The organism is Pseudobacillus badius, assembly GCF_002189605.1.
Taxonomy (GTDB): domain Bacteria; phylum Bacillota; class Bacilli; order Bacillales; family Domibacillaceae; genus Pseudobacillus; species Pseudobacillus badius.
In genome coordinates, this window is sequence record NZ_MWMM01000003.1 from 391919 (window position 1) to 405001 (window position 13083).

At 45.8% G+C, this 13083-nt stretch carries 11 protein-coding genes; 1 reads left to right on the top strand and 10 read right to left on the bottom strand.

The annotated features are described in order from the left end of the window. Window positions 1-45 precede the first annotated feature (45 nt). From B1A98_RS08155 to B1A98_RS08200, 10 genes are all read right to left on the bottom strand, one after another. Window positions 46-1206, bottom strand: coding sequence for a DegT/DnrJ/EryC1/StrS family aminotransferase (locus tag B1A98_RS08155; RefSeq protein WP_063384569.1), 1161 nt, complete (start codon window positions 1204-1206; stop codon window positions 46-48). Window positions 1207-1232: 26 nt separating this feature from the next. Further along, entirely contained in the window at window positions 1233-2336 is a 1104-nt protein-coding gene (locus B1A98_RS08160; RefSeq protein ID WP_063384568.1) for a glycosyltransferase family 4 protein, read from the bottom strand. Continuing rightward, window positions 2333-3637 (bottom strand): hypothetical protein, encoded by a 1305-nt coding sequence (locus tag B1A98_RS08165; RefSeq protein ID WP_063384567.1) that lies wholly within the window; start codon window positions 3635-3637, stop codon window positions 2333-2335. The genes B1A98_RS08160 and B1A98_RS08165 overlap by 4 nt, the downstream gene beginning before the upstream one ends. Before the next feature lie 17 nt (window positions 3638-3654). Continuing rightward, window positions 3655-4935 (bottom strand): lipopolysaccharide biosynthesis protein, encoded by a 1281-nt coding sequence (locus tag B1A98_RS08170; protein ID WP_063384566.1) that lies wholly within the window; start codon window positions 4933-4935, stop codon window positions 3655-3657. A gap of 21 nt (window positions 4936-4956) precedes the next feature. Further along, a complete protein-coding gene (locus B1A98_RS08175) occupies window positions 4957-6285 on the bottom strand; it encodes a nucleotide sugar dehydrogenase (RefSeq protein ID WP_063384565.1) in 1329 nt (442 codons plus the stop codon). A 12-nt stretch (window positions 6286-6297) separates the two neighbouring features. Then, a complete protein-coding gene (locus tag B1A98_RS08180; RefSeq protein WP_041095290.1) occupies window positions 6298-7329 on the bottom strand; it encodes a Gfo/Idh/MocA family protein in 1032 nt (343 codons plus the stop codon). Between the two features lie 17 nt (window positions 7330-7346). Continuing rightward, window positions 7347-9185, bottom strand: coding sequence for a polysaccharide biosynthesis protein (locus B1A98_RS08185; protein ID WP_063384564.1), 1839 nt, complete (start codon window positions 9183-9185; stop codon window positions 7347-7349). A gap of 352 nt (window positions 9186-9537) precedes the next feature. Further along, a complete protein-coding gene (locus B1A98_RS08190) occupies window positions 9538-10308 on the bottom strand; it encodes a tyrosine-protein phosphatase (protein WP_063384563.1) in 771 nt (256 codons plus the stop codon). Window positions 10309-10417: 109 nt separating this feature from the next. Continuing rightward, complete coding sequence (locus tag B1A98_RS08195; protein WP_063384562.1) at window positions 10418-11122, bottom strand: CpsD/CapB family tyrosine-protein kinase; 705 nt, start codon at window positions 11120-11122, stop codon at window positions 10418-10420. Beyond that, window positions 11112-11858 carry a YveK family protein gene (locus tag B1A98_RS08200; RefSeq protein ID WP_063384561.1) on the bottom strand — a complete coding sequence of 249 codons (747 nt, stop codon included), beginning with the start codon at window positions 11856-11858 and terminating at the stop codon, window positions 11112-11114. The genes B1A98_RS08195 and B1A98_RS08200 overlap by 11 nt, the downstream gene beginning before the upstream one ends. Window positions 11859-12384: 526 nt before the next feature. Between B1A98_RS08200 and B1A98_RS08205 the strand changes: the two genes are divergently transcribed. Further along, a complete protein-coding gene (locus tag B1A98_RS08205) occupies window positions 12385-13065 on the top strand; it encodes a hypothetical protein (RefSeq protein ID WP_063384560.1) in 681 nt (226 codons plus the stop codon). Window positions 13066-13083: the final 18 nt, after the last annotated feature.

Genomic DNA, 13083 nt, shown 5'->3' on the forward strand with positions numbered 1-13083 from the left:
CGATCTCTCCTTAAAAAGCCGCCTTGCAAGCAGGCGGCTTTATTATTATTGTGTGACTTCTTCCGCTTTGGTTTGATTGAAGCCCTCTTCCTCTTTGTTCGCATAAAATTCCACAATTTTTTCGATCACATAATCTTGGTCGAACTGTTTTAATTCAGGATACATCGGAAGGGAAATCGCTTCTTTCGCTGCTTTTTCCGTTTCCGGCAAGTCTCCTTCCTTGTAGCCAAGCTGTTTAAAAACCGGCTGCAGATGAAGCGGCTGCGGATAATACACCATTGTAGCGATCCCTTGCTCCTTTAAATAGCGCTGAAGCTGGTCGCGTTCAGGCACACGCAGCGTATATTGGTGATATACATGATAATTCCCTTTTTTCTGCACCGGCGTTTGGATGACGCCAGCGAGCTTTTCCTGCAAGTGATCTGTGTAATACGCCGCACGCTCCCGGCGGGCATGAGACCACTTATCCAGGTAAGGGAATTTTACATTTAAAATGGCGGCCTGCATCTCGTCAAGACGGCTGTTATAGCCTAGCACATGATGATAGTATTTCGGTTTGCTGCCATGCACCCGGATCACCCGTGCTTTTTCCGCCAGCTCTTCATCCTTTGTAACGATCATTCCGCCGTCCCCGTACCCTCCTAAGTTCTTCGTAGGGAAAAAACTGTAGGTAGCAGCTGTGCCGAGCTCTCCGACACTATGGCCGTTTTGCTTTGCGCCAATGGCCTGTGCAGCATCTTCAATCACCGCTAAACGGTGCTCGTCGGCAAGGTTCTTGATCGCTTCCATGTCCGCCATTTGCCCGTATAAATGAACAGGAATGATGGCTTTTGTTTTCTTTGTAATCGCTGCTTTAATTTTTGCAGGGCTGATGTTAAAGGTAACTGGGTCAATATCGACATAGACAGGCACCGCACCGGCACGCGCGATCGCCCCGCCTGTCGCAAAAAATGTAAAGGCTGTCGTGATCACCTCATCGCCTGCTTCTACTCCGGCAGCCTGCAAAGCGATATGAATGGCATCACTGCCGTTGCCCACACCTACGCCATGATCGACTCCGCTATATTTGGCAATGTCCGCTTCCAGCTGTTTGACGTTATCTCCTAATATAAATTGGGACGAGGACATGACTTCATCCAGCTTTGCCATTACTTCTCTTCTCATAGATTGATATTGTTCGGATAAATCAAGCATTTTAATATTCATAACAAACTCCTTATGTATCGTAATTATTAAGCCAGGCTCTCATAGACTGCCAGCAGCTTTTCATTTTCTCTTTCCCAGTTATACTCGGTTTCTACCGCTCTCCGGCCGTTTTCGCCCATTTGCCTTGCTTCTGCCGGATGATCGACCAGCCATTGGATAGCCGAAGCAATTTGCTGCGGATCCAATGGGTCCACGCATAAGCCGCAGCCGCCCTTTTCCACTATAATGCCTTTCCAAAGCGGAAAATCAGAAGCAATGACCGGCAGCCCGGCAGCCATATATTCAAACATCTTTACCGGCAGGGCATCAATATAGTTAACTGTCGGATGCAAAACGACCAGCCCGGCCTTTGATTTGCGGTATATCTCCCTTACGCCTTCACGATTTAAATAACCCAGCTCATGCACCCTCGACCAGCCCGGCAAAGCGGCTACCGTTTCTTTTTCCGAAGCTGCCACAAACTTTCCGGCAAGCAGCATGGACACATTTTCTGTTAAATGCAAAGCCTCCACCATTTCGCGAATTCCGCGTATGGCAGTGATTCCGCCCACATAGCAGGCTGCATTTTCTTTCTCCTCCCAGGAGACATTGTCAATCCTCAATTCCTCCAGTATCGGATAATTGTTAATATCCTGGGCTTTGCACCCCAACGCCAAAAACCGGTCTCTTATATGAGGCGTGGCTGCCAGGATCGCATCGAACTTCCTCGCCGCCCGGTTTTCAAATTGCTCAAACGCCGCAGAGATCCCTTTACGGAGATAACCCGGCAGCCATTTTTTCGTTAAAATCTGCCTTGGCACATCTTCGTGCACATCATAAACGACCTTTTTGCCCGCTTTTTTTAACTTTAAGCCGACAGGGATGAGCTCGGGATCATGGAAGTGATATACGTCCGCATCGATCGCTAATCCTTTGTTGAATACGCGCTCAACTGTCTTTGTCATCCTTTTGAAACGGTTCCCGCTTTCTTTCGCCACTCCATGCAGCTGCACCCCGCCAATAACCGCGTCAGGAGCGTCCGGCACAACCAAATGCACCTCATAGCCTGATGCAGCAAGGGAGCGGCACTCTTTAATGAATATTCTCGTGTCGTTGTAAGGATGGACTGAGGTTAAATGACATATTTTCATTTTTTACTCCCTATTGTATTGATTTCATTTATAAACAAACTGTTAGCCAGCCAAAGCATTAAAATGGCAAACAAAATCCCATGCGTCAGCAAGGAAGTGAAGAAGGCCGCGTTAATCAATGACATCGAAGGGATCACCAGGATCGACATAGCCAAAAAGGGCGGCAGTGAGACAGACGCTGTATCAATCAGCTTTAGCAGCAGCCCGAGCAGCAATGAAAACCCCAAAATCCCCAACACACCAAAATTCAAATAGGCATCTCCGAAAAAACCGACATTCGGAGCAAAATTTTCTTTATTGTAGTAAGCGAGCGCCACCAATTGGACAGGCGTCATCTGATAGATATTGTCATTGATAAAACTTAAAAAAGAATGGGAAAGCTTATACTTTTCGATCGGCTCGAAAAAGTGATAATACACGTAATGCAGGTTGCTCGGCACGAAAAACAAGCGTCTGACGAAAATAGACGCCAAATAGAATGAGCCGAAAAAATGATAAACCAGGAGGCAGATCGACAATAACAGCGATGAGCCGAAAGAGATCACAAATAACAGGTTGTCTTTCAGCTTTGTTTTCTCGAATAGCTGAAACCCGATTAAAACCAGCGGGGCAAACAAAAAGCTTTTAAAGTTTGTCATCGAAAAGAGAAACACCTGCAGTACGATAAACAGGCCGGCCAGCTTGTACTTTCGTTTGTACATGGCCACAGCGATCACCAGCATGTTGATGACATGAGCCTGCCATGGAAGCAAATAGGCCAGCACTTTATTGTTCGTGCTGGCATACGCCTCCCGCACCTGATAAATTTCCATTAGGTTTAAATTAATGCGGCCTAATCCTCCCTGTGCAATTAACAATCCGTAAACGATAAGGGACATCCCGCCGATAATGAAAAACGTGACACTTTTTCCTTCCTCAAGCTGCACTAAGCGTATCTTCGAAAATAAGCTGACGATCAACATAATCATCAATAAAGAAACCGTAATGGCATAAATAAACGGCCGCGGCTGATTTTGCAGCCAAAACAATGCCGTTAACGGAATATACAATAAGACAATGATTAAATAGATGACTATTTTGCTAGGCGCTTTTTTATGCTCCAGCAAAGAAATAGCCGTCAGAAAAATAATTGAGGCTAATATATAAGACTCAAACATTTTCGGAAAAGATTCATGCAGAATAAAGCCTTCATAGGCAAAAATGGGATGAATAATTGCCGTGTAACTGTATTCCAAGAGAATTTTTAAAGCAATTAAAGAAATGAACGTTACGATTTTTGTCTTTATAATGTATCGCTCCAAGCAATGAGTATATTTATTTAACTGCGTGTGTGATCGTTATCCCGGCTAATGTGAAAGATAGAAAATAAATATAGGCTGTAAAAAAGCAATTCATGAATGGAGTATACGAAAACAACGCCTTTAATATTGAAATAGACAGAGCTGATCCAAAGCACAGAAAGAGTCGAAATCGCTCTTATTCCTTGAATCATTGAAAGCAGCTTCACCTTTTGCTTCACAAAAAATACAACACTGAGCGGTGAAACAACGAATTTTGCATAATAGCCGAAAGCCAGGATTTGCGAAAGCTCTCCCGCCATGCGCCACTTTTCGCCGAATACAAGGGCAAACCCCCATGGGCCTGCGATAACAAGCAGCACAACAGGAAGAATGCCAATACCGGCAAGCAGGATAAGTACTTTCTTCACTACAGGCAAAAAGGATCGGCCTTCGGCATGCAGTTCAGCGATTTCACTTAAAAACACTTGAGCCACCGAAGCCGAGATCAGAGAGATCGGCATCGCCGCCACCCGGATGGTTAAACTGTAAAAACCGACAACAGCCTCCGAAAAAAAGCGCATTAAAATAAAGACCGGCGCTTGGACAGCCATGTTGTCAAAAAAAGCCGAGGTGCTGTTGTACAGCGGGTAATGCTTGTGCCGCGCCGCCGTTCTTGCCAATGACCGGGCCTTATACTCGCGAAGATTAAATAAAAAACCAATCTTTTTGACCCTCGTTTGATAGACGTTTGAAACGGCATAGCCGAGGACATTCGCTAGAATCAGCCCGGCCGACTGCAGCCCTGTGAAGCCAAAAGCAATAGAAGCGCCGCTGGTGACAGAGCTTCGGAGCACCTTCCCTTTCGAAAGCACCCCGAATGCCTTGTACTTATTCAAGTAATAATTCAGCCCCTGGGAAATTCCCATGACAAGAAGCGTGAGCGGAATATATAACAAGAGCGAGGACGCCCCCTCCAGCTTGAATAAGCGAATGATCGGTTCATAGAAAAGTTGCTCCGCCGCCAGCAGCAGGACAGCAAAGAGTGTGGAGAAAACAGTGACGACCTTGAATAGCTGCTGGCTCTCCGCTTCTGTTTTCACCGTATTAATCGCAAACTCATATCTGCCTGTCGTATAAACGATCAGTAAAGCACAAACAGACAAATAAAAGCTGAAATAACCGAATTCCTCCGGGCTGTAGATCCTTGTAAGGACAGGTGAAGCCGCAATATTGATTAATTGGGCAAACAATGTAGCGGAAAACAGCGCCGCAAAGTTTTTTAGAAATCTATTGGAATGTATTCTTTGTACTACGTTCATCACAGGCACTTCCCTGATTATTTACAATTTTAGATATTTGCTCTGTTCCTTGTTGCGATAAGTATTGCGGGTATCAAATATAGCCTGTGATTTTTTCATGATCATCTCGTAATCAAACAAGCTGTGATTCGTCGCGATGACCGTCAAGTCGGCTTGCTCAAGCAGCTCCTCCGTCAATCGGGCCGTTTGATACAGCTTCCCTTTCAGCTTGAATTCCTGCACATGCGGATCCGCCACTGTCCAGCGCGCGCCGGCTTGGGTCATCTTTTCAAGAATAGGCAGCACCGGTGACTCCCGGTAATCATCAATATCCTTTTTGTAAGCTACGCCTAAAACAACAACGTTGGCATCCTTGAGCGCTTTTCCCTGCTCGTTCAGAATTTCCATGCAGCGCTGAATCACGAATTCCGGCATGCTGTCATTGATTTCCCCGGCTGTTTCAATCAGCTTCGTATGATAGTTATATTCGCGCGCCTTCCAAGTCAAGTACCACGGATCAATTGGAATGCAGTGGCCGCCGAGTCCCGGTCCCGGATAGAAGGCCATGAATCCGTATGGCTTCGTTGCCGCCGCGTCAATCACTTCCCACACATCTATGCCCATTTTGTTGCACAAAATCGCCATTTCATTAGCCAGGGCAATGTTGATATTGCGGAAGGTGTTCTCAAGCAGCTTTTCCATTTCAGCAACGGCCGGGCTGGATACTTCATGGACATCTCCTTCCAGTACAGAGCGGTACATCGTAGCAGCCACCTGTGTACAAGCATCGGTCATGCCGCCAACGACCTTTGGCGTGTTCTTCGTGTTAAAATCTTTATTGCCGGGATCTACCCGTTCCGGGGAGTACGCAAGGAAAAAGTCTTGTCCGCATACAAGGCCGCTTTCTTCAAGAATCGGCTTAATCAATTCTTCTGTCGTGCCGGGATAAGTCGTGCTTTCCAGGACAACCAGCGTTCCTTTTGTCATGTGCTTGGCAATCGCCTTAGCAGAGTTTTGCACATATTCCATGTTCGGCTGTTTATAAACATCAAGCGGCGTCGGCACACAAATGGCCAAGGCATCCACATCCCCGATAAATGAATAATCGGCCGTCGCCTTTAATTGGTCTGACTGGACAAGCTCCTCCAGGTCGGCCGCTACTACGTCGCCAATATAATTTTCCCCGCGATTGACCTTTCTGACTTTTTCCTGCTGCACATCAAATCCAATAACCTGGTAGCCGGCTTTTGCCTTCTCCACCGCCAGCGGCAGGCCGACATAGCCAAGGCCGACCACCCCGACGATAGCTGTTTTATTTTTCAATTTGGCAATTAGCTGTTCTGCTGTGTGAGTCATCGTTTGTGTTGTCATAAATACTCCCCTTTACATGCATACTTTAACAGGCTTCAGATAGATTGGTTCATTTCTGGCAGCTGATTCATAAAAAGCAAGAACAAGTCCCAAGGCTGCCCGGCCATCTTCTCCGGTGACGGCCGGCTCGAGGTCTTCTTTGATGGCTTTCATCATGTTTTCCATAATGCACTGGTGGCCAGGCTTGCCCCACGGGTCAGCCTTGACCTTGTCTAAGATCTCCTCGGTCTCTTTCTCCGACATCCCTTCAACGGTCAGGCATTCAAAATAAAGGGCATTCGGCCCGCCGATTTTCACTGTGCCTTTCTCTCCAAATATAGTAATCGACTCTTCAAAGTTGCTTTGATAAACGGTAGTCGAGGTCTCCACTACTCCGATCGCTCCCGATTCAAAACGGATCAGCCCGGTTGATACGTCTTCCGCTTCGATCTCTCGCAGGCGCGTCGCTTCCATACTGAAGATTTGTTCCGGCTGCCCCATGAACCAGAGCAGTAAATCCAAGGTATGGATCGCCTGGTTCATTAACACGCCGCCGTCGTATTGCTTAGTGCCGCGCCACGGCGCCTGATCATAATATTCCTGGTTCCGGTTCCAATTAACTGTGGCGTTCACATGGCTGATTTTCCCCAATAGGCCCTGGTCCAGGATACGCCGCAGCTCCTGCACAGCCGGACGGAATCGATTGGGATGGACAACGGCCAGCTTCACGTTATGCTCCTTGCAGGCGTAAATAATTTGATCGGTTTCTTTCAAGTTCATTGCCATCGGTTTTTCCAGGATAATATGCTTTCCCGCTTTCGCCGCTTCCTCTGCCAGCGGCGCATGAAGGCCGCTCGGCGTACAAATGCAGACAATATCAATCTCTTCTCTTTCCAGCATCTCGGATAGCTCAACAAAGGGAGCCGCGCCATACACCTCCGTGTAATACTCCATCGCTTTAGGTTCTTTATCGCAGACAGCTACAAGCTGTGCTCCTTGTATATCCTCGATCGCTCTCGCATGTTTTTTCGCAATAAAGCCACAGCCTACAATGGCAAAGTTCATGACTAAACCCCTTCTTTCTATATTAGTAGCCCGCTGACTTCCTTCATCAGGCGCTGTAACCCATCTTTGGCATTAGCAATTTCGATTAATTCTTTTTTCAGCATTCTGTTGCTTTTGGAAGGCAGCGTGTCAATAAATTCCCACAGTACCTCCGGCTCCACTTGGGCTGCTTTGCCGACATGGATTTTCGGAAACACTTGATTTGGGTGAATCTCATTTTTGTTCAGCAATTCCTCGTACATTTTTTCGCCCGGACGGATACCGGAGAACTTAATGCCCACCTCTTCTATGCTGAACCCTGATAATTTGATCAGATTTTTGGCAAGGTCCACGATTTTGACAGGCTCGCCCATATCCAATACGAAGATTTCTCCCCCTTTGGCAAGCGCCCCCGCTTGGATCACAAGCCTGGATGCCTCCGGAATGGTCATGAAGTACCTGGTCATATCAGGATGAGTGACAGTTACGGGTCCCCCGGCTTGAATTTGCTTTTTAAATAAAGGAATGACGCTTCCCCTTGAGCCAAGGACATTTCCGAACCGGACAGCCACAAACCGCGTCTCGCTTTCTTTATCCAGCTGCTGAATAATCATCTCTGCCAAACGCTTCGTTGCCCCCATCACATTGGTTGGATTGACCGCCTTGTCGGAGGAAATAAGCACAAATTTATTGACACCTGCCGCACTGGCAGCCTCTGCCAGATTCTTTGTGCCGAAAATATTATTTTTCACGGCTTCCTGCGGATTGTGTTCCATCAGCGGAACATGCTTATGGGCAGCCGCATGGTACACAACATCCGGCCGGTACTCTTCCATTACATGAAACATCCGCTCCCGATCCTGAATGTCGCCAATAATAGGAATGATTTCAATGCTCCCCTTGCAGCGGTTGCGCAATTCCAAATCAATTTGATAGATGCTGTTTTCTCCATGGCCGACTAAAATAATTTTCCGGGGCTGAAACGTGCTGATCTGGCGGCAAATCTCCGAACCGATCGATCCGCCCGCCCCTGTCACCAGAATCGTGCGGCCGGCCGCATACTCGGCAATGCTTTCAATATTCAGTTCCACCGGATCGCGTCCAAGCAAATCTTCTACTTGAACCTCGCGAAATTGGCTGACTGGTACACGGCCGGTAATCACATCTTCAATCAGCGGCATAATTTGTACTTTCGCGCTCGTCTTGGCACATTGCTTATAAATATGCTGGATTTCAGAACGCTTCAATGAGGGAATAGCGATAATAATATGGTCGATCTTCCATTGCTTGACCAGCCTCGGAATATCCGCTGTTTTTCCGGCTACTGTGATTCCATGGATTTGCAGCCGCTGCTTGTTATGATCATCATCCACTAGAGCTACCGGACGAAAATCTGCATCGGTATGGCTGAGCAGCTGTCGCACGACCATCGATCCGCCGGAACCTGCTCCTACAATTAACGCTCGCTTCTTTTCTTTATCCCGGGCAATAAAGTGGTTGCGGTACAGGCGCCAGGAAAAGCGGGAGCCGCCGATGAGCAGGATGTGCAGCATCCAGGTAATTAAAAGAACCCGGACATAAATATCCTGAAAAGCAATCAGCTGAACAATAGCTGTGACAAGGACTGATAACGTCACAGCTTTCACAATGGCGATCAATTCATGGACACTGGCGTACTCCCAGGCTTTCTGATAGAGCCTGTAAAGAGCGGCAAACAAATGATGACTGATTAAAAGCGAAATCGAACTGACGGCCAGTGTTCCCGCATTGTAAATGTCAATGTAAGGGTGCAGCAGGAAATAGCCGATATAAATGGAAAACAAAACAATAGCTGAATCAAGCGCAGCTAAAAAGGACAGCCTTTTTTGGTACGTCAACAATATTCACCTCTCTCAGTTTTCAAAAGTCATAGTGTTATGTAAAAACAGCTAATAGAAAACCACTTAGAAAAATGAGCTTTTATTAGCTGTCTTCGCAAAACTGCCTAAAGACTAACTGATTAGCAGAGAAAAAAACGGGCATCTAACCCACCCTCACACTGCACCACTGACGACTCGCGTCTAAGGCCCGGGATCACCCAAGCCCACAGTACAGCCGAGTGCCTCCGTTGATAACGGTCAGGAGACATCACCATCTTTCCATAGTCAATGTATTTTTAGTACTTTTTTCGTATATTTATCCATACGTTTCCGCGAAAAAGAAGCTGGATGAAATCCTGCTATGTAGAAGTTAGAAAATGCCCAAAAGCTTCTTCTTTTTATGAATTTTCTCCGGCGGCTCTTTGTGAAGGTGTTCTCCGCTGACAAGCAGCTTTGCATTTTCCTGAAAATAAAACACATGGTCATCGCCTAACTTGTTGGCTAGCCGTGTATAGGCTTCAACCAGTTTAAATGAGCGGCTGCTAGTATTATGAGCATCGGAAGCCAGCAAATGAGTTAAATTGGCTTCAATGAGCTGCTCGGTAAAGTGCTGGATTTTCCTGCCGAACTTTCCGATATAGGAGGCAGCCGTAACCTGGGTGGCCGCCCCGTTCTTAACGAGAGAGTACAGCCGATCCGGCTTCTGCATAAATTCGCTGTTGCGCTCCGGATGAACGATTACAGGCAGGATGCCTTTCATTTGAATGTCATAAAATAGCTGTTCCGTGTAATGAGGAACAGAACCGGAAGGGAATTCAATAAAAAGGTAAGGAGACATTCCGGCAATCGTAAGAAGCTCTCCCTTTTCATAGTCTTCCAGCAGCTCTCCATACACCCGGATTTCTTGTCCCGGCAGTATATCCACATTCACATCAGCCTTTTTTAACTCTTCGTTTAAATGCTCAACGCTCGCTAATATATCTGCTTTCGTATTTTCATATGCGCCATTTTTATGGTGAGGAGTAGCTACAATACAGGTAATCCCTTGCTGCTCTGCCTCTTTCGCCATGGCAAGGCTTTCTGCAAGCGTAGAAGCCCCATCATCTACACCAGGCAAGATGTGGCAATGAAGGTCAAGCATGCTCTCATCTCCTTCTTTTTTACTTGACAAACAATGAAAAAAATCACATAATTATCCTAGTAGGATAGATGTGTATTTACTGATTTTGTGTGATTCGCAGCTTAAAAAGCTACTTGTTTCCATAATAATAGTAATGATTTGTTTCTTTTATTTTGCGGTTATTTAATACAACGCCTAGTAGTTTAGCCTTTGCTGCCTGCAGCAATTCCTTTGCTTTAACGGCGCTGTCCACTTCTGTCTGGCCGCTGTTCACAACGAATACCGTTCCATCACATTGGTTCGCCAGAACTTGGGCATCCGTGACCGCTAGCACAGGCGGAGTGTCAAAAATAACGAGATCATATAAACGGCAGGCTTCTTGAAGAAACTCTGCCATCACACGGGAACCTAGCAGCTCAGCCGGATTAGGCGGAATAGGTCCTGAAAGCAGCACGGAAAGATTTTGTATCTCCGTTTCTTTCACAGCTGTAGAAATGCTTTTCTGCTTGGCTAACACATTGGTCAGTCCAATTGTATTTGTGAAATTAAACGTATAGTGCATCGTCGGCTTCCGCATATCTGCATCTACTAACAGTACATCCTTCCCCTGCTGGGCAAAGACAATAGCCAGATTAGCGGCTGTTGTGGACTTTCCCTCTCCGGGACCTGCAGAGGTAATGAGCAAGGATTGTATGTCACGATCCACTGCGGAGAAGAGGATATTTGTCCGAATCGTCCGGTACTGCTCAGAAATAGGCGATTTCGGGTCGACATCAGTGATTAATTTCCGTTTCGTCTGCCCAAGCGATTTATGTTTCTGTTTTTTAAGAACCAATCGTTTCACTCCTTACAACAGCTTTTTTGCCTGCATAGCCAGGGCTTTTTCCTTTGCTTGCCTCATCAATGATTGTCACACTCCCAAGCACAGGAAGATCAAGCAATTTCTCAACATCCTGCTCATTCTTTACTGTGTTATCCATATACTCAAGTAAGAAGGCAAGAGCGATCCCCCCCATTAATCCAACCACTAAAGCAATCACAATATTCAGCACAGGCTTAGGTTTCACAGGCGCGGCCTTTCCGTTTGCTTCCGCTTTAGCCAATATACTGACGTTATCCACATTCATAATCTTAACAATCTCGCTTTGAAACACGCGGGCAGTCTCGTTTGCAATATCCGCAGCAATGGCCGGATCTTCATCCTGCACAGCCACATTAACCACTTGTGAGTCCTTTTCATTTTGAACGTTAATCTTTCCATTTACCTCTGCCGCCGTCATATCCAAATCCAGATTCTGAACGACTTTTTCCAAAATAGCCGGACTTTTAATGATCACGTTATATGTATTAATTAATTGCAGATTTGTTTGCACCTCAGCTGGATTGTATAGCTGCTGTTCAGACTTTGCCTGATTGACAAGCAATTGGGTCGACGCCTGATAAACAGGGCTAAGCACAAAATAACTAATGATTCCGCTGGCCAAAGCTGTCGCAAACGCAACCAGCAATATAAGCTTGAATCGTTTCTTGAGTGTAGCTGCCAATTCTCGTAAGCTGATGGTTTCCTCCATAAAATCCTCCTCAGTCGTTGTCGAAAACAGAATGAATTACGGAAATTATAGCACAAGAAGAATATACTTCCATAAATGTAATTTAATATTATAAAAAGTTAACATTGCTGTAATAGTCGCTTTAAAAATTACATATCCGCCACTTTCCCCGGAAACTGATTGAACCACCGCCATTCTGCTTCTCTTCTAATCTGTCCGCCTATGCACCTTTGATTTCTTGGCGCTTCCCTTTTTGTCCCATCGGCCCGACGATAAGCTGGCTGATGGCATGAGAGCTGGCCTCTTTATTGCAAGGGCTTGTCCTTTTCCGCCGCCTTCCTGCAACTGTTCATATGGCTTGCATAAGTGAATAAAGCAAACTAGCTGTAAAAATTAAGCATCTTGCTCAACCTTATTGTTGCATTTAAATACAAACTTATAAATAGTTATATAATACCAATTTATAAATGTATTACTCGTGTAACTATTATTTTCCACAAGGCATGTTATACTACTAAAAGATTAATTGGTGGAGGATGGTAATTGCATGAGAACATTCATTAAGATTGCTTTGGCCGCTTTACTCGTCATGATGATCGGCGCCGGAGCTGCCATTTATTACTTCGTAAATGTCAAAGAATATGATGTTGAAGATCAGGATGTAGACAAAATCACGCAAAAACAATATAGCCTGAAGCTGCCAGATGATACTCCCCTTCCCGAAGGAGTCAAGAGAGACAAGGACGGAAGTGTGTGGATTGACAAAAACGGCCATTACATACTGGAGAACGGGGAAACGATCGATCCTGAAACATGGATGGCTGAAAACAACCAGCCAGATCAGAAAAAACCCACCGAGACATCAGATACAAAAGCAACAGTTGAAGAGATCAAAAAACGGTACGCCCCTACATTCAGCCACTTGGAGGGACAGGCTAAAACCCAATTAGGTGCTTTAGTCGGGAAAGCCAAAAATGAATATACCGACAAAGCGGCGAAAGGTGAAAAGATTAATCCCGCTTATTTCTATCAAAAATATACAGACGCGGCGGATACTGTCGAAGCCAAAACAGATGCCGCCTTTAATACCGTCTACAAATCACTGCAGAACGACTTAAAAAAGAACGACTATAGTCCGTCCCATGCTCAATCATTTAAAACCAGCTATGAAAAGGCGAAAAAAGAGCAAAAAGATCAACTGCTGAAAAAAGTGACCGGCAGCTTGTGATTGCTGAACCCGATAAGG